General features: G+C 40.0%; 16 protein-coding genes. 13 read left to right on the top strand and 3 right to left on the bottom strand.

The window, feature by feature from the left end:
• Positions 1 to 25 precede the first annotated feature (25 nt).
• Positions 26 to 1,651, bottom strand: coding sequence for an S-layer homology domain-containing protein (locus tag VIHSUH07_RS09560; RefSeq protein WP_105084764.1), 1,626 nt, complete (start codon positions 1,649 to 1,651; stop codon positions 26 to 28).
• A 500-nt stretch (positions 1,652 to 2,151) separates the two neighbouring features.
• On the opposite strand from VIHSUH07_RS09560, the gene VIHSUH07_RS09555 reads away from it, so the two are divergent.
• The 6 genes from VIHSUH07_RS09555 (at position 2,152) to VIHSUH07_RS09530 (ending at position 9,541) form a co-directional block, all read left to right on the top strand.
• Positions 2,152 to 2,889 (top strand): (Fe-S)-binding protein, encoded by a 738-nt coding sequence (locus VIHSUH07_RS09555; protein ID WP_005375746.1) that lies wholly within the window; start codon positions 2,152 to 2,154, stop codon positions 2,887 to 2,889.
• Positions 2,890 to 2,901: 12 nt separating this feature from the next.
• The gene (locus tag VIHSUH07_RS09550; protein ID WP_038124682.1) at positions 2,902 to 4,347 is read left to right on the top strand and encodes a LutB/LldF family L-lactate oxidation iron-sulfur protein; all 1,446 of its coding nucleotides are present in this window, start codon (positions 2,902 to 2,904) and stop codon (positions 4,345 to 4,347) included.
• Complete coding sequence (locus VIHSUH07_RS09545) at positions 4,347 to 5,075, top strand: LutC/YkgG family protein (protein WP_038124684.1); 729 nt, start codon at positions 4,347 to 4,349, stop codon at positions 5,073 to 5,075. Before VIHSUH07_RS09550 ends, VIHSUH07_RS09545 begins: the two co-directional genes overlap by 1 nt.
• A gap of 276 nt (positions 5,076 to 5,351) precedes the next feature.
• Positions 5,352 to 6,743 (top strand): cation:dicarboxylate symporter family transporter, encoded by a 1,392-nt coding sequence (locus VIHSUH07_RS09540; protein WP_105084763.1) that lies wholly within the window; start codon positions 5,352 to 5,354, stop codon positions 6,741 to 6,743.
• A gap of 288 nt (positions 6,744 to 7,031) precedes the next feature.
• On the top strand, positions 7,032 to 8,585 hold the full coding sequence (locus tag VIHSUH07_RS09535; RefSeq protein ID WP_105084762.1) for a nitrite/sulfite reductase: 1,554 nt from the start codon (positions 7,032 to 7,034) through the stop codon (positions 8,583 to 8,585).
• 140 nt (positions 8,586 to 8,725) lie between these two features.
• Positions 8,726 to 9,541 (top strand): nitroreductase family protein, encoded by an 816-nt coding sequence (locus VIHSUH07_RS09530; protein WP_105084761.1) that lies wholly within the window; start codon positions 8,726 to 8,728, stop codon positions 9,539 to 9,541.
• A 121-nt stretch (positions 9,542 to 9,662) separates the two neighbouring features.
• Here the strand turns inward: VIHSUH07_RS09530 and VIHSUH07_RS09525 are convergent, their stop codons facing one another.
• Complete coding sequence (locus tag VIHSUH07_RS09525) at positions 9,663 to 10,481, bottom strand: MetQ/NlpA family ABC transporter substrate-binding protein (RefSeq protein WP_038149153.1); 819 nt, start codon at positions 10,479 to 10,481, stop codon at positions 9,663 to 9,665.
• A 229-nt stretch (positions 10,482 to 10,710) separates the two neighbouring features.
• Here VIHSUH07_RS09525 and VIHSUH07_RS09520 point away from each other — a divergent pair, with 229 nt between their 5' ends.
• The 3 genes from VIHSUH07_RS09520 to VIHSUH07_RS09510 all read left to right on the top strand — a co-directional run bounded on the left by VIHSUH07_RS09520 (position 10,711) and on the right by VIHSUH07_RS09510 (position 13,047).
• Positions 10,711 to 11,877 carry an iron-containing alcohol dehydrogenase gene (locus VIHSUH07_RS09520; RefSeq protein ID WP_105084760.1) on the top strand — a complete coding sequence of 389 codons (1,167 nt, stop codon included), beginning with the start codon at positions 10,711 to 10,713 and terminating at the stop codon, positions 11,875 to 11,877.
• Between the two features lie 137 nt (positions 11,878 to 12,014).
• Positions 12,015 to 12,731, top strand: a complete 717-nt coding sequence (locus tag VIHSUH07_RS09515) for an AzlC family ABC transporter permease (RefSeq protein WP_105084759.1) — start codon at positions 12,015 to 12,017, stop codon at positions 12,729 to 12,731.
• On the top strand, positions 12,724 to 13,047 hold the full coding sequence (locus tag VIHSUH07_RS09510) for a branched-chain amino acid transporter permease (RefSeq protein WP_105084758.1): 324 nt from the start codon (positions 12,724 to 12,726) through the stop codon (positions 13,045 to 13,047). The genes VIHSUH07_RS09515 and VIHSUH07_RS09510 overlap by 8 nt, the downstream gene beginning before the upstream one ends.
• 279 nt (positions 13,048 to 13,326) lie before the next feature.
• Here VIHSUH07_RS09510 and VIHSUH07_RS09505 read toward each other — a convergent pair whose 3' ends face one another.
• Positions 13,327 to 14,178, bottom strand: a complete 852-nt coding sequence (locus VIHSUH07_RS09505; RefSeq protein WP_105084757.1) for an aldo/keto reductase — start codon at positions 14,176 to 14,178, stop codon at positions 13,327 to 13,329.
• A 168-nt stretch (positions 14,179 to 14,346) separates the two neighbouring features.
• Here VIHSUH07_RS09505 and VIHSUH07_RS09500 point away from each other — a divergent pair, with 168 nt between their 5' ends.
• The 4 genes from VIHSUH07_RS09500 (at position 14,347) to VIHSUH07_RS09485 (ending at position 18,672) form a co-directional block, all read left to right on the top strand.
• Positions 14,347 to 15,471, top strand: coding sequence for an efflux RND transporter periplasmic adaptor subunit (locus VIHSUH07_RS09500; protein WP_005375740.1), 1,125 nt, complete (start codon positions 14,347 to 14,349; stop codon positions 15,469 to 15,471).
• 31 nt (positions 15,472 to 15,502) lie between these two features.
• On the top strand, positions 15,503 to 16,447 hold the full coding sequence (locus VIHSUH07_RS09495) for a DUF2156 domain-containing protein (protein ID WP_016476404.1): 945 nt from the start codon (positions 15,503 to 15,505) through the stop codon (positions 16,445 to 16,447).
• Positions 16,448 to 16,589: 142 nt separating this feature from the next.
• Positions 16,590 to 17,783, top strand: a complete 1,194-nt coding sequence (locus VIHSUH07_RS09490) for a GNAT family N-acetyltransferase (protein WP_105084756.1) — start codon at positions 16,590 to 16,592, stop codon at positions 17,781 to 17,783.
• Position 17,784: 1 nt separating this feature from the next.
• Entirely contained in the window at positions 17,785 to 18,672 is an 888-nt protein-coding gene (locus VIHSUH07_RS09485; protein WP_105084755.1) for an RluA family pseudouridine synthase, read from the top strand.
• Positions 18,673 to 18,688: the final 16 nt, after the last annotated feature.

The raw sequence follows: 18,688 nt of genomic DNA, 5'->3' as shown, positions 1-18,688 counted from the left end.
AAAGTATATCGGAGTTTTGTCGCTATTAGCGTTTTACAGTCATTTTAACTTTGGAACCAAATACCTTGGAAATACCTTGTTGTGTTTCTTTGCTTGCAGTGCTAACTACAGCGTATAATTGATTGTTTTCAACGTCTGGGAATACGGCGATAATATTGCCACCTTTTTCGTTTTTGCTGTAGTAGTTACGGAAATTAGATTCGATAACATCGTATTCAGTTTGGCTGTATTGAGATGGTTCAACTACTACATAGTTGTTGATAGTAGCATTGCCTTGGCTTGCCAAATTAGCTTTAACTGTATCCAAATCGGAATTAGATTTCAAAGCTACATGCAATTGATTGTCTCTCCAGTACATAACACCATAGTCTTGGAACGCTTCTGGTGTTTTATATGTCTTGTTGAGTTGAGTGAATACATTGTTTTCCAATGTTTCTTGTTGTTTTTGATCGAGTGGTTTTAATGTGCTGCGACGTACAGGTCGAACGATGCGTGGAGATTGTTCTGCTTTAGACTCAGAAACCTTGTCAGATTTTTTAGCCTTAGCTTCTTTTTCTATCTTTTTCGCATCAGCATCAACTTTTTTAGCATCAGATTTCACAGCAGCATCAACTTTTTTTGCATCTGCCTTTGCATCAGTATCTACTTTCTTAGCATCCGCTTTTACGTCTTTAGCGACTTCTCTTTCAACGGTTTTAGTTTTGTTTTCAACCTTTTCAGCGTCTTGTTTTGCATCTTCTTTAATAGCGGTAGCCTTGCTAGTAGTAGGGGCTGTTTCACCGTTTAAGATGCGGTTTAAGATTGTTGCCGCTTGTGCGCGTGTTACAGGTTGTGTTGGGTTGAAAGCAGTTGTTGCACCGGATGCTACATAGCCGCGTTGTGCCATGTATTCGATATCCGCTACATAAGCTTTGGAAATGCTAGCACTGTCTTTGAATGTAACCTTTTCGGATTTTACAGGTGCATCAGGTTTTATTTTCTTTACTAAATTAGCTGCGGAAGCAACGAATTCTTCGCGGTCCATCGCTTTAGCAGGGGCAAATGTAGATTTTGTTGTACCTTCCATAACGCCAGCAGCACCAACTAATTTAATAGCTGTGTTGGACCAACGGTCGCTTTCAACATCGGAATAGGAAACGCCATTTTCTTTTGTTACTAAGTCAGCAAGTTCTTGCTCGTTCATATTGTGTTGCAACACTTTGCCGTAAATGGCTGCTGCTTGTTCACGAGTAATGCTTTTACCAGGGCGGAATGTGTTATCTGCATAGCCGGATAAGTAGCCAGCCTCTGTCATTGCTTGGATGGCATCGCGAGCCCAGTTATCCTTTGTATCTGGGTATACGCCAGCTGGCAATGTTTCTTTAGCCTTTGCAGGAACCTCAGATTTTTGTGTTGCTTTTGCAGTTGTTGTAGTTTTATCTGTAGTTGTAGTAGATTTAGCTGTCGCTGCTGGTGTAGTTTTCGCAGCAGTTGTTTTTGCATGTGTTGTCTTAGCAGTTGTTTTTGCAGCAGTTGTAGTATGTGTAGATGCTTTTGCATTCGTTACAACTGGTGCTTTCGTAGTTGTTGTAGTTTCTGCATGAGCCATGCCGAATGTAGATCCTAGCGCCAATGTAATCGCTAGAGATAAGGACAATTTATTGAGTTTCATGAGAAAGCTCCTTTCAAATTACGTTTATATACATAAATTATAGCACTTTTATGAAATAACCACTACTATAAGAAAATGTAATATATAAGGATAAAAATTAGATGAATAATGGTGAAAGTTACACTTTCATTATAGCAAATGAGAATGGTGCAATTTTGGGACTAAAAAATATCTACTTGATAAACATTTGCAAATAAAGAAAACACGGGAGTTATAGAAAAAATTTATAAAGCAGTACGTGAGTGTGATAAAAATCAATTTTGATTATTACTTTTAGTCATAAGGATATGATTTATGCAACCCTAAATACGAATATAGCAATTGCTTGGACATTTATGGTGCCCTTATTTATAATTATATCGAAATGTTCTTTAAATATAACACTTTAAAGATCGTCAATTTATTGTATAGGCTGATAATTTGTGGAATTTTATCGACCTAAATGAATACATATCAAAAATTTTTTTGAGTTAAGTACTAGAAAAGTTGAGGACGAAAATATGAAAATTCATCTTTTCCAACAGTGTTTGATTGATATGTTCTACCCTCATGTTGGCATGGCTGGTGTAGAAGTACTTGAGAGACTAGGTTGCGACCTTGTAGTGCCTAAGAAACAAGTATGCTGTGGACAAATGTTCACAAACTCCGGTTACAATGATGCCGCTATGGATGCTATTAAGAATACAATCGAATGCTTCGAAAACGCTGACTATGTAGTCAGCATGTCTGGCTCCTGTGCCTTTGCTATTCGCGATGAATACCAACACTTCTTGGAAGGTCAACCTGAATGGCAACAACGCGCAGAAAAATTGAGCGGAAAAATTTATGAATTCACTGAATTCATTACCGATGTATTGGGTGTAGAAGATGTTGGCGCACGCTTTGACGAAACTGTTACATACCATACATCTTGCCACGTAACTCGCTTGATGGGTGTAAAAGAACCACCTTTCAAACTCCTTCGCAATGTAAAAGACCTTAAGTTGATTGAATTACCTCGTGCAGACCGTTGCTGCGGTTTCGGCGGTACATTCTCCGTTAAAAACCCAGAAATCAGCGAAGTAATGACACGCGAAAAAGCTTTGGAAATCGCTAGCACTGGTGCTAACGTAATTTCCGGTTCCGACCAAGCTTGCTTGATGAATATTGCAGGTATGCTTGACCGTCTTCATAAAGATGGTGAAATCGATCGCCGTATCAAAGTAATGCATATTGCTGAAATCTTAAACTGCCGCTAAGGAGGAGACGACATGGCACTTATATATGACAATCGCCCCTATAAAACACGTATAAAAGAATGTTTGGCTGATGATTTCAAAGTTGCAGCTATCAAAAAAGCACAAGACGTGTTTTATGATAAACGTAATACAGTAGTTGCGGACGTTCCTGAATGGTTAGATTTCCGCGCAGAAGCAGCTAAACTTCGTGATCACGTTCTTAACAATTTGGATTACTATGTAAACCAATTCGCTGAAAACGCTGAAAAAGCTGGTTCTAAAGTTCACTTTGCATTCGACGATAAAGAAGCGACTCAAATCGCTTTGGATATCCTTCGTGAACGCGAAGCCAAAATGATCGTTAAATCCAAAACTATCTTAACTGAAGAGATTGGTTTGAACGAAGTTCTTGAAGAAGCTGGTATCGAAGTAAACGAAACTGACTTGGCGGAATTCATTTTGCAAACAGCAGTGAGCCCACCATCTCACATCGTAGTACCAGGCCTTCACTTTGAACGTAATAAAATCCGCGAAATTTTCGCTGAAAAATTAGGTTATACAGGTACTGAAAACCCTACTGAAATGACTCACTTCGTACGTGGTTATGTACGTGAACGCTTCTTGAAAGCTGACGTAGGTGTTAATGGTTGTAACTTTGCAGTTGCTGCATCTGGTACTTGCACAATCGTTTCCAACGAAGGTAACGGTCGTATGGCTAGTTCCATTCCTAAGACTCAAGTAATCTTCTTAGGTACAGAACGTATCGTTCCTGACTTCAAAGCTCTTGACGTAATGATGGAAATGTTGAACCGTTCTGCAGTAGGTGCTAAAATTTCCAACTACTTCTCCATGATGACTGGTCCTGGTCGTGCTGGCGAAGCTGACGGTCCTGAAGAAACTCACATCATCATTATCGATAACGGTCGTTCCGGTATCTTGGGTGGTACATTCCAAGAAATGTTACGTTGTATCCGTTGTGGTGCATGTATGAACATCTGTCCTGTATACCGTCACATCTCTGGTCACGGTTATGGCTCCGTATATCCAGGTCCAATGGGTGCTGTATTGACTCCATTGTTCAAAGGTTACGACGTAGCAGGTGATCTTCCATATGCTTCCACATTGTGCGGTGCATGTACAGAAAACTGTCCAGTAGCTATTCCATTGCATGAATTATTGATGGAACACCGTCATATTATGGCTGACATCGAAAAAACTCGTCCGAAAGCAGAAGAAGCAATCTTCACTGCAGCGGCTAAGATGTTTGGTAACTCCACATTATTCGACCTTGGTACAAAAGCTGGCGCTATTGGCATGAACTTGATTAGTAATAAAGAAGGCAATATGCCTACATGGACTCAAGCTATTCCAGTTATGAACGGCTGGACTAAATCTAAAGAAATGGGTACATTGAAGTTCAAGAAATTCCGTGACTTATATGCTGAACATGAAAAGAACAAGAAGAAGGAGAAAAAATAATGGATGAAGCTAAACGTAAACAATTTATTGCACGTTTATCTCGTGCATTAGGCCGTGATCAAGAAATGTGCCCTGCCTATGTAGAGGATTTTGATTACAGCCATGGTCCTCAAGAAACTATGTTCAAAGATTTGAATCAAGATCAAATTTTGACAATGTTTAAGGAACAATGTCAACGTGTTGGTACAAAATTCGTTGAAACTACACCTGATAAATTAGGTGAAACAATTTTGGCAGCTATCGAAGACTGGGGCAATGGTAAGATTGTATTCCCAAGCACTCCTGAAGTAGACGAATATAAATTAAAAGAATTATTCGAACAAGATGCAGCTAATAATGGCGGCACTCGTACATACTTCCAATGGGACCCAGCTAAAGGCCGTGAAGAATGTATCTCCAACACTGCCAATGCAGATATCGGTATTACATTCCCATACTGCGGTATTGCTGAAACAGCTACTGTAGTACAAGCATCTGGTGAAGAATCTGGCCGTGCTATCAGCTTGTTGCCTACAACACATATTGCTGTATTGTACACTGATACAATCAATCCACGTATGACTCAAACAATGGAACATTTGTCTGAACGTTATCATAACGATCCATCCAAATTCCCTACAAATATCTGCTTGATTTCTGGTCCATCCCGTACAGCTGATATTGAGTTGGTTACTGTAGATGGTGCTCATGGTCCTATCCAAGTAACTTACGTTTTGGTTAAGCGCTAATACATTAACTACGTATAGCTATAACTGAATCACTTTAAAGGTGATCTTCCTTAGGAAGGTCACCTTTTTTATATGTGTTGATTTCTATTATGGTGTAGAGCTCTCTTAGAACTGTATAGGCTCCTGTAGAGCGATGGAAATTAACATGTTTATGGAGCTTGCGGATTCTGCATAGATAAACTCATAAAATTCGTATTGTTTTACTTGTAAAATTTTCGATATATGCTATACTTAGTTCATAACCCATTATTATGATATGAATTAAAGAGGTGTATTATGAATATTCCATTCTTTACAGATTACCTCATGTTAAGCAATCCACTAAGTATTGGTATTATCGCAGTGTTTGTACTTGCCTTAATCGGTATTTATGTGTTGCAACGCAAGGGCACATCCTTTGGTAATCTTGTTATTATTGGCACTATTGTTGGTGCCGTATTAGGCATAGCAATTCAAGTTATTGCTGGTTTTCCTGATGATCCGTCTAAGGTGGTCTACATCAAGGAAAGTACGAAGTGGTTCTCCCTTGTGGGTGGTGGGTTCATCGACTTAATCCGCATGCTTGTTATTCCTATCGTATTTATCTCCATTGTCCATGTTATTTTACATATGGAGGCAGGGGCTAATCTTAAGAAGTTAGTAGTTGCCATGGTATCCACTAACCTCGGCATGGTGGCTGTAGCCGCTATCGTAGGCCTTATCCTCGGTAATGCTTTTGGATTAGGGCAAGGTTTTGATATTGTTGAGTCCGGTAAAAAAATCCGTGAAATCAAACCGATGGTGGATACATTCCGTGCTTTGATTCCTAGCAATCCTATTCAAGCTGCTGCAGAAACAAATGTTATTGGCATCGTAGTATTTGCCATCATCTTGGGCAGCGTAGCCCGTCTCTTAAAACAAACGGGCACCAATAACATGGAAATCTTTACAAAGTTATTTGATGAGCTTCATCAATTGATTTCCTGGGTTGCCGATTTCATTATTGGCCTTATGCCATACGGCGTAGTTGCTTTATTGGCATCTACATTGGCGACACGTGGCTTGCAAGCTATCCTCGATATGGGACTTTTCGTAGTATTGCTTTACGTAGGTCTTTTGATCATGTTCGTCGTTCAAGCTATCTTAATTGCTAGCTTTGGTTACAACCCGATTACATACTTTAAAAAAGCGAAGGCTCCATTGTTGTTGGCCTTCACATCCCGTTCCTCTATGGGCGTATTGCCATTGACTGTTGAAACATTGACAAAACGTCTTGGTGTAAATGCTACAACTGCTAATACAGTAGCATCCTTTGGTACTACTGCAGGCATGCAAGGTTGTGCCGGCGTATTCCCAGCTCTTGTGGTAGTTTACATCTCTAATGTAGCGGGTATTCCATTTGACTTGACAATGTACATCATGAGCGTTATCGTTATCGCCATTGGTTCCGTTGGTATTGCAGGCGTTCCTGGTACGGCTACAATGGCTGCATCCGTATCCCTTAGTGGTACTGGTCTTGGTGCATACTTTACATCCATCAGCCCAATCCTTGCTATCGATCCATTAATCGACATGGGACGTACATGCTTGAACGTATCTGGTTCCTTAACAAATGCACTTGTGGTAGATAAAATTATGGGTACCATTGATAAAGATGCGTATAACAATCCTACACAAGGTGAGGAATAATAGTTAAATAATCATATTGATTGTGAAAGCAGCAGATATTAGGTCTGCTGCTTTTTGCGTAGTTGGACTATGTGTTGTAGTAGAATGCATAGATTGTAATGCAATTGGATGTATACCCTTCTTCGGTGAAATCGAAAATAATTATTATTACATTTTGTAATATCAAAGTACAAATATTTATATATATAATTGTGACTATGGATACGTTTTCAAGTATTACATAAGCGTATAATGTACATATAAAAGTTTCTATATATGCTTAATAAATATAAGCCAAGAGGTAGTACTATGATTACAGAAGAAGTAAAAGAACGTTTAATTGCAGATTATCCAAAGTTTGAAGATATGACACGCAAGTTTTATAAGAAAGAGATGTCTATTGCGGATTATAAGGGCCAGTCCGGCGCATATGGTAGCTACGCCGAACGTGGTGCTGCTACGGGCATGAGCCGTTGGCGTTTTAATTGTGGTCGCATCAAACAAGAACAAATGCGGTTCTTAGCAGATACTATCCGCAAGTACAATCTTACACATATTCATTTCACAACCGGTCAATGCTTACAAATGCATGGACTCGATGGAGAAACTATTTTACAGCTCTTCAAGGAATGTTATGAACATAGCATTTATAATCGCGGTGCAGGCGGCGATAATCCAAATGTAGTAGCCAGTATCTTACGCGGCATTGATCCTCGCGAGACCTTTGACATTTCACCATATGCGGCAGCTATTAGCGAATTTCTTATGGAGCAAATGTTTTATATCAAGATTCCTCGTAAATTTAAGATGGGAATCGATAATGGATTTGATAGCACACCGCATGCCACTTTTAAGGATCTTGGGTTCAATTTAACAAAACATCATACCTTTGATGTATATGCATGTGGCGGTATTGGCCCTAATCCTCGCATCGGTATTCCTGTAGCTCGTGATGTGCAACCGGAAGATGTTTTGTATCATGTGAAAGCCATGCTTATGGTATTTGCAAACCATGGTAACTTTAAAAATCGTGGTAAAGCACGTACTCGCTATATGCCTGCAGAAATGGGGGGCGCGGAAGCTTTCATCAAAACCTATGAAGAAACATTGGCAATGGTGAAAGAGGTTGAAAAACTGACCATTAATCCTGCAGATTATGCCTATGAAATTACGAAGACGGGCAAGCGCGATGATTCGGTAGAAAATTATCGTATTCATCGTCAAAAACAAGAAGGTCTGTACTATGTAGAATACCACCCAATTGGTGGCGATGCGAATGTTGAACATCTATTGGCGGCCCTTGATTATGCGGTTACATTAGACCAAGTGGAGGCTCGTATTGCACCGGATGAAGCCTTGTTTTTCATCAATTTGACAGCTGATGAAGCTAGAAAAATTGCGGAATTAACAGATGATAGCGCACGCGATGATTTTCGTCGTTCTGTATCCTGTGTGGGCTCTACAGTTTGTCAAATCGGAATGCAAGATTCTAATGGCTTGCTAAAGGCTGTCTTTGATCATCTTGAAGAAAAAGGTATTGATACGAAAAAATTGCCGCGAGTACATATTTCTGGTTGCCCACATTCTTGTGGGACTCATCAAATTGGGGAAATTGGATTTCACGGTGCTGTAAAACTCGTAGATAAGAAACCACAACCTGCTTTCATCATCGTAGATGGTGGTTCAGAACATATGGGTTCTGAAAGCTTTGGTAAAATGGCTGGGAATATTGTAGCTGCAAACATTCCCGCGTTTATGGAGGCATTAGCAAATATTCTTAATGAGGCACCAGAAGCGGATTTTGGCTCTTGGCGATTGACTCATAAGACTCAATATATGGATTTGATTAAGTCCTTTGAATAGTCATTATATGACCACATAACACATATGTTTATGCGTAAAGATTAACTCATTAACATATGTGTTATATTTTTTTGTTATCCTACGAATTGATTTTATATGGTATAATAGGCTTTATAGTATGTGTTTGGAGGTTTATTACTATGTTATTTACCGTGAATACAGAAGTCTGTACTCGTTGTGGTCTATGCGTAGCCGATTGTCCAACAGGCCTTCTTGTTATGACTGATGATGGTCCTAAAACAGGTAAGGGTGGTTGTATTTCCTGTGGTCATTGTGTTGCAGTATGCCCTACGCTTGCTCTAGATAGCGACCTAACACCGCGTGCTGAACAAGTGGATATTACAAAAGAAACTAAATTTACGCCGAAACAAGCAGAGCTATTTTTACGCAGCCGTCGTTCCATTCGTAATTATCAAAATAAACCAGTTCCTGCTGAATTGATTCGCAAGGTATTGAATGTGGCTCGTATGGCGCCAACTGCGACAAATACGCAAGGAATTTCATATATCGTAATTCGTGATAAACAAAAATTACGCCGCATTGCAGATCTCGTTCTTGAGTGGATGCATTTAGCGGCAAAAACTGTACCCATTATGCGTCTTTATGCTCGTGCAGCACAAGCTGAAGTGGATAAGGGTAAGGAATACATCTTGCGCGATGCGCCTGCGTTAGTAGTGGCTATCGGATCTAAAAAGGATATTCATCGTACTCACGATAGTGGTCATTCTTGCTTGTCTTATGCAGAGTTGTATGCACCAACATTAGGATTAGGTACTTGTTGGGCAGGCTTCTTTGAACATGCTGGGGAAGCAGAATATGAACCATTATTGGACCTATTAGGTGTACCTGAGGATAAAATCATTGCAGGTGGTATCTTAATGGGCTATCCAAAGGTTCGTTACCGCAATATTGTGGAACGCCAACCATTGGACGTTACATTCGACACTGAAGAATAAACGTGATTGATACTAAAGAATAAAATAAAAGCGATACTCTAACATTGATTAGGGTATCGCTTTTTGGCATTATAAATAAAAGAACCGGCCTCTAATTTGATAGAGGTCGGTTCTTGTTTATCTAGTTTGCAGAGGTAATGCTACCTTTGAAAGTATCGTTGATGAATTGTTTGATTGCATCAGATTTGTAGATGTCTGCAATTTTTTTGTATGTTTCGTTATCTTTGTCTTGGCTACGTACAGCAAGTATCATAACAGCTAATGGTTCGTCTTTAGGTTCTAAGAAGAAACCTTGTTTTTCAACGTTAAGGCCTGCACTTTGAACATAGTTCATAGGAATTGCTGCCACAGCTACATCGTCAAGGCTACGAGGCAATTGTGCGGCTTCCAGTTCTTGGATCTGTAGGTTTTTAGGATTAGATGTAATATCTGCTACTGTTGCTTTAAAGCCGACGCCGTCTTTCAATGTAATGAGACCCGCTTTAGCAAGTAATGCGAGACCGCGACCGCCGTTTGTTGGATCGTTAGGAATAGCTACGATAGCACCATTTGGTACATCTTGTGCACTATGTACAGAGTTACTATACAATCCCATAGGCATTAAAATCGTTTTGCCAATAGCTACAAGGTCGGAACCATTTTGTTTGTTAAAGTTTTCCATAAATGGAACGTGTTGGTATGCGTTGAGTTGGATATCTCCATCAGCCAATGCTTTGTCTGGTGTTACATAATCGGAGAATTCCACAACCTTAAGGTTAATACCTTGCTTTTGAGCCTCTTTCGCAACTGCTTCTGCTACTTGAGCATGAGGGCCTGCAGTAGCACCAATTTTAATTTCCTTTGGTGTCTGACTAGATTGATTTGTATTTGTGCCACAGCCTGCGATGGCGAATGCTAAAACGCCAACGAGAAGAGGGGCAATAAATTTTTTTAATTTCATGTGAACATCCCTTTCTATATACATATAATGAATATATCCTATCACGTGAATGGGGGTTTGTATATAGAGCAAAATATACTGGTTATCTATAGATTAAAACTATGGCTTTCAAATAGTTGTAAAAATGGGTTATTAATATATATCTAAAAAAATCGAAATATGATATAATACATATAAGTTTTATACAATTAAAGTGGTGGAATAGAAATATAATACTTAGGAGGTCTTTATGTTTAACTTTGATTTTTATAACCCTACACATATCGTATTTGGTAAAGACCGTTTAGATGAATTAGATGCATTGGTTCCAAAGGATGCAAAGGTGCTTATTACCTATGGTGGTGGCTCTGCAGTGCGCAGTGGTCTTATTGACCGCATTGTAAAGGCACTTGGTAATCGTAAGGTAGAACAATTCGGTGGTATTGAGCCAAACCCATCTCTTGAGACCTGTGAACGTGCGGTAGCTTTTATTAAAGAACATGGCGTAGATTTCGTCCTCGCTGTAGGCGGCGGTTCTGTAGTTGATGCCACAAAACTTATCGTTATGGGCGCTACTTATGATGGCCCTGTAATTGAGGTTATGAAAGCAGGTGTACCAGAGGTTCCGGTGGAAATGGTACCAAATCCACTACCATTTGGTACAGTTATGACATTACCTGCCACTGGTTCTGAAATGAACAATGGTGCTGTTATTACCTATGGTGATGGTAAATACCCTGTATTCAGTAGCTTAGTATTCCCTAAGTTCTCCATGCTCGATCCTACGTTGACTTTCACATTGCCTGAAAAACAAGTCAAGAACGGCGTCATCGATACTTTCGTACATACGACAGAGCAATATTTAACATACCCGGTGGCAGGCCGTATTCAAGATCGTTTCAGCGAAGGCATTTTGAAAACTATGATTGAAATCGGCAAAGAAACGGTAGAAAATCCAGAAAACTACGATATTCGTGCTAACCACGTGTGGGCCTCTACCTTAGCATTAAATGGTCTAATCGGTGCCGGTGTACCACAAGACTGGGCCACACATCTTATCGGTCATGAATTGACTGCTGCATATCATCTTGACCATGGGATTACATTAGCTATCGTATTGCCTGCATTATTAGAAGTGAGAAAAGTAGACAAGCTTGAAAAATTGGCCCAATATGCTACACGTGTATGGCATATTACTGAAGGTACAAACGAAGAAAAAGCAGATAAGGCTATTGCTAAAACGCGTGAATTCTTCGAGTCCCTTGGCGTATCTACGCATTTGAAAGATTATGGTCTTGGTGAAGAAGCAATTGATAAAATTGTGAAACAATTGGAAGACCATGGTATGACTCGACTTGGTGAAAAAGGTGATGTCACACCAGAAGTGGCTCGCGAAATTTTAACGCGTGCCTTATAATTAGTAGAATAGTGTATATATTAGAAAAGACACCTGGTAGGTGTCTTTTCTTTGTACATTGTATGGAGAATATAATGGCATTATATACATTTTATGAATATCATAATCTAGTGTAAATGAAAGAAGGCGATATATTAATGGAACAATTACATAAAGGGCGTCAAGCTTTTAGTTATGCTTTTCCTATTATGGTTCCTATGGGCATAAGCTTCTTTTTCATAGGCTTAGGATTTGGTTTATATGCTACGAGCCAAGGGTTCCCTTGGTGGACACCACCTGTTTTGGCAGCAACCATTTTTGCAGGTTCCATGGAGTTTGTAACGATAGGTATGTTGATGGCTGGATTTGATCCTATTAATGCCTTTGTTTTAACCATGTTCGTTAATGGTCGTCATTTTTTCTACGGTTTATCTGCGCTACAACGATATGTTCATATGGGTTGGAAGTGGTTTCCTACCGTTGCTTGGATGTGTGATGAAAGCTTTGCTATCAACATGTCTACAAGATTACCGGATGATGTGGATAAAAAATGGTTTTACTTCCACGTGTCTTGGCTTAACTATGTGTTCTGGGTATTTAGTACCTTTGTAGGTGGTCTATTTGGTAATCTATTGACTACTGTAGATTTACGAGGCATTGATTTCGTGTTACAAGGGCTATTTATTGTGGTATTTCTTGAAATGCTACTTAATGCAAAGAATAATAAGATTCGAGCCTTTGGTGTAGCTGGTGCAGCTATGGCGGTAGCCATGCTCTTATTGGTGGGGAAATCTCTCTTTATGCTTCTATCTATGAGCTGTATGCTAGTAGTTTGCTATATTGCGTACAAATGGGGAGGTGTGCGCCTTGACTAATATAGAAATGGTTATGACCGTTGCTATCGTAGTAGCAGGTACATTATTGACTCGCTTTGGGGCGTTCCTCATATTCCCACCTGGGAAAAAGGCGCCAGATTTTGTACTCTTTTTAGGCAAAGCATTACCTGCTGCCGTTATGGGTATGCTCGTCGTATATACCTTTAAGGAAACCGTCGTCTTAGCATATCCATATGGTATCCCTGAATTGATAGCATTACTGGTTACAGTAGGATTACATCTATGGAAACGAAACATGCTCGTATCCATTGCCGTAGGTACTATAGTGTATATGCTTATCGTACAAAATATTTAATATTTCCCTAAATCAAAGAGCGTTTTTGGAAAAGAGGATAGACTGATTACTGGATTTGAGCGGATTTTAATTTATAAAATTAGTTAGAGTAAACATGAATCCTCGTATTCTTATTATGCTGAGAGTATTATGTTAATGAAATATCCCCTTCGTTAAACGACTTTGGCCCTGCGAAGCCCGCAGGGCGGAGTCAGACCCGGCCGGTGGAGGCTTGACGAAGGGGATATTTCATTTATGTATGTTGCTAGAGATAAGAATGCGAGGATTCATAAACTATAACTATTTTAGTTGTAAAATCCGCTCAAGCCCCGCAGCAGTATGATGATTTTCCAAAAACGCTCTTTGATCAAGTAGCTCCATGAGATCCATATCTGTAATGGATAATTTGAAGTCAAAGACGTCAAAGTTAGACTTCATATGCTCTAAGCTTGTTGCCTTTGGCAATGGAATGATGCCTCGTTGGATATGCCAACGCAAGATGATTTGATGCTTCGTTTTTCCATATTTTTCAGCCAAGCTCTTGATGATAGGGTGGTCAAATATAGGTTGACGATCGCGTGTGAATGGGGACCATGCCATGCCCACAACTTGGTGTTTTCTCATCAATTGAATAAGGGATTGACGTTGGTTGAATGGATGGCACTCGATTTGGTTGACTACAGGCTTTACATTGCAGTGGTACAGCAAGTCGATTAAGCGGTCTTCGTAGAAATTAGACAGACCCAAACCGCGCAGCACGTTTTGGTCGTATAATTCCTCCATGGCGCGCCAGGAACCGTAGTAATCACCTAGTGGTTGGTGAATAAGCATGATATCTATATAATTAGTATTTAACTTCTTTAGAGAACTTTCAACAGCGCGCATCGTAGCATCGTAACCGGCATTGGTATGCCAAATTTTAGTGGTTACAATGATGTCGGACCGATTAATACCAGATGCACTCATGCCCTTGCCGACGGCTTCTTCGTTATCATAATAAGCTGCCGTATCGAGTAAACGGTATCCAGCCTGCAAGGCATTCGTTACAGCTTGCTCCGTTTCCTCCGACGTTCCTGTTTTGTAGGTGCCAAATCCGATGGATGGCACAAAGCTACCATTATTTAAAATTCTAAAATCCATACGTTCTTCCATGAGAAACCTCCATATGTATACTTGTTTAGGAATATTATATCAGATATTATTTCTGCCTAGTAATATCTAATCATATAGGGAATTAGCTTTCATACAATTCTTATTGATTTTGTGATATACTAAGGTATTGATAAAAATCAATACAATGGATAGAGATAAGGTGAAAGTATGAACAAATTTCGACTTGGTGCTGTAATGGCACTATTGGTCATTGTTGTATGTGCGATTGCAGGTTGTGGTACATCTACGGTATCCGTTGCCGATGTTACTTATAAAGATATGCCGTTACAAATTCATAATGAAGCGAATGTAACAGCTCTTAATAAGTCTACTATTACGCCCGCTGTATCAGGTGCGGCTACGTATGCTGTGAAGGTAGGCGATAAGGTAACACAAGGTCAAGTGGTGGCGACAATTGATACGTCTGCACTTCAACAACAATTAGCGTCCTTACAAGGTCAGCTTAGTGCGGCCCAATCCTATACGCCTGCTGTTGAAACAACAACGACAACGACGGCGCCTACGGTTAGTAGTGCTCAGCTTGAAAGTGCTCGCCAAATGCGCGAGGCTGGTAATATTACCGAAAAGGAATATAATCGTATTCTAGAACGGTCTCGACCTCAAACTGTGACAACCACAACTGGTGGTGGCGGTGGTGGCAACGGTGCTAGTGTTGCTGCTATTGAGGCACAAATTGCTCAGGTGTCCGCACAAATAGCTGCCGCTAATATTACGGCTCCTATAGCTGGTGTGGTGACTGCTATTTACAATGAAGATCGTCAAATGGCGATTGCAGACCGTCCATTTATGTTGATACAACAAGAGACGCCTATGGTGGCATCATTGAGTATTCCTCGTGATGCGGCTATGAAATTAGCTAGCCCAGAGGCAAAATCAAGCATTAAAGTGTCTTTACATGTCGGTGATTCAGATATTCCAGGTGAGTTGACCTATATAGATACAAACCAGCCTGAAAATGTACCAAGTGTACTAGTTAAGGCTACTTTCAACAACGAAAAAGGAGCTATTAAGGCTGGTGAATTTTATAGTTTGACCATCGAATCTAGTGCTCAAGCTAAGATGCTCGTTGTTCCTGCTGCGGCAGTACGTGAAAATCAAGATGGTAAATATGTATATGTATTAACCGCTGATAATACGGTAGACGTACGTGTCGTTGAAGTAGGGGATGAACAAGATGGATATGTGTCGATCATGACAGGTCTCAATGAAGGCGAACAAGTTATTACAACCAAGGGAACCTTTGAACTAGGTGAAAAGGTGAAGGTTCAATAAATATCTTATGTGTAGCTAGAAACTAGCAACCATGAATGTTGAAAAGGAGGAGATTATTATTTTAGAATTTAAACGTTTTGAATTAAGAGACAAACCATTAATCGATAAATATTTTGAACAACATCATTACGAAGCGTCGGATAATTGCTTTACTACATTGTATATGTGGCAAGAAGCCTATGGCATTCGTTGGGCTGAGGAAAATGGCGTATTGTACATCCAAGGTGGTGGTAAGCGCGATCCATTCCTATTACCTCCATTTGCTGGTAAGGATGCGAAGTTCCTCGATGGTTTGTTGCGTGCAAAAGAATGGTTTGTAGAAAATAAATTACCATTCATTTTCAAAGGTGTTAGCAAGGTTGTGAAAGAACGGATGGAGGAACTATGCCCAGGCCGTTACGTATTCACACCTGACCGTGATAACTACGAATATATTTATAAGTCTGAAGATCTTATCAATTTGTCTGGTAAGAAATTCCGTCAAAAGAAAAATCACTTGAATCAATTCCGTATGCAATATTCCAACTATGAATATGTGCCAATTACAGAAGACATCATTCCATTGTGTCGTGAGACAGCAGCGTCTTGGGTGGAAACTCATCACGAAGAAGGTATTGAAGATGAATTAGTGGCTATTAATTTACTCTTTGATCATTGGGATGTTTTGGGCTTAAAAGGCGGTGCTATTAAGTTGTTTGGTCGCGTAGAGGCTTTCAGTATCGGCGAATTAATGAATGATAGAATGGCTTTAATTCACATCGAAAAAGCCAATCCGGATATTCGCGGTTTGTATCAAGCAATTAATAATGAATTCATCCGCCATGAATTTAGCAATGTAGAGTTTATCAATCGTGAAGAAGATATGGGCTTGCCTGGTCTTCGTCAAGCGAAGGAATCTTATAATCCTGATCATTTTGCAGAAAAATATGATGCTGTATATGCTAATGAAGCAGATAATGCAACGGGCGGTAAATAATCAGGTCAATCTAATAACGAATATGAGAGTGGTACTGTATGGTGCCACTCTTTTCCGTTATAATAAAGGGTAGAGTGTGTGAAATACATTCTACTATATGAAATATATAGCTTAGAGCTGTTTAGGATAGAAAGGAACTAGTATGGATTTTAGAATTGCTACATCACAAGATACGGCACAAGTAGAAGCGCTTTGGGCGTATTGCTTTGAACCAAAAGAAGATCCGTTCTTTCAATATTATTTTTCTAACTGTTATGAACCGGAGAATACTGTCGTAGGTATCCAAGAAGGTCAATTGCTCTCCACTGTTCATTTGCGTCAATATAACATCAATGTGCGCGGCGCTATCTTGCCTACTAGTTATATGGTTGGTGTTGCTACTCATCCAGCTGCACGTCGTGGTGGCGTAGGTGGTGCATTATTGTTGCACTCCTTAGAAGAATTGCGCCGTCGTGGTCAAGGCATTACCATTTTAATGCCTTCTAAAGCGGGATTTTACCAACAATATGGCTGGGATTTGTACGCTCATCAATGGGTACAGACCATGCCATTAGAGAGTTTGCGTTCTTTGACGGATAAAACCTTATCCTTTGGATTGCTAAATGATGTAGAGCAATGGACATTGCTTGATCCTGTTTACAAAGTCTATACGAAGGATTTATGTGGCTATGCGGAACGGGGTGAGAAGGAGTGGAAACGTCTATTAGGCAGTTTCTTTGCTGAAGGTGTGAATATTGCGGTCGTGAAAAACGATGAAGGTCAAATCGAGGGCTATGCTGTATATCGTCTGGGGGCTCCTGAAATTCCAGTTACGGAATTTGTATACACAACACGTCGTGCTCAACGTGGTTTGCTTAATTATTTTTATAACCATCGTTCTCAAGGTGAAAGCATTCGCTGGAATGAAGGGTTGCATGATACGGGTTATAGATTTGTTCCTGATGGAAAAACAGGTCATACAACGATGCCGTATATGATGGCGCGTATCGTAGACGTAGAAACAGCGTTGACTACGGTACCTGTTAATCCAGAAGCCGTTATGATGCCAATTACCCTAAACATTAAGGTTACTGATACATTATGCGATTGGAATAATGGCGTGTTTGCCCTTACCCTAGGTGAAAGCACTTTACCTAACGTAAAACGCGTTTCTGCTGAATCTGTGGATGAAATCGATATCACCATAGACATTGGCGGTCTAACAGTCCTGTTGATGGGGGCTGTATCAGCTAAAGATCTTGTGTTTGAAGGTAAATTACAAGGCGAATCTCATTGGATTGATTATCTAGATATGGTATATCCTAAACAAAATACATATATCAACGAATGGTGGTAATATGAGTTGGAGAACATATACAGTAAAAGAAGAGGTAGGTACAACAGTATCTGCTTATGTAAAAGAGCGATTTTCTTTATCCTCTCGAAATGTGCAGATGATATTCCGTAAGAAACGGGTGAAGGTAAATAGCCGCGTTGCTCATTCCAAGCGTATGCTAAGAAAAGGGGATGTTATTACTATTGAGTTACCACAAGATAAGGATTATGGTGTAGAGGTTGAAAAAGGACCTATAGAGGTTCTCTATGAGGATGAACACACACTTGTGGTGTATAAGCCTCCATTTATGCTAGTTCATCCAGCAGGTCAAACGAAATATCATACATTGAGTAATCTGGTGGCTGGCTATTATGCTAAACGCGGCGAAGTTCATAAAATTCGGCCTGTTCATCGCTTGGATCGAGATACAACAGGTGTTATTATGTTTGGCAAAACCCGTGAGGCAGAACAATATTACACTAAACAGCTACAAGAAGGTCGAATTCACCGTGTCTATCGCGGTCTCGTAGAAGGAAAGATTACATCTGATGGTGTGGTGAATGAACCTATCGGTGTGGATCCGGTATTTGATAATCGCCGTTGTGTTGATGAATTTGGTCAAGATGCTGTAACCGAATATCATGTGATTGAATATGGTGATATACAATCGTTGTTAGAGTTTACATTGCTAACCGGACGAACTCATCAAATTCGCGTTCATATGGCTCATATTGGTCACCCTATCATTGGCGATGCCATGTATGGTATGCGGAATAAACCGTATACGAGACAGGCCTTACATGCCTATTCGTTGACATTTATACCATATGGACAATCTGAATTGGTGACTGTTATCGCACCTGTACCATCTGATTTAGGTTGTGAACTACAAAATAAAAAGCTGCCCTAGGGCAGCTTTTTGCATA

Source organism: Veillonella sp. T34266-5 (assembly GCF_002959815.1).
In the GTDB taxonomy this organism is placed as follows: domain Bacteria; phylum Bacillota; class Negativicutes; order Veillonellales; family Veillonellaceae; genus Veillonella; species Veillonella atypica.
The sequence above is the reverse complement of the archived record's forward strand: the minus strand, read 5'-3'. Positions and strand labels throughout refer to the sequence as shown.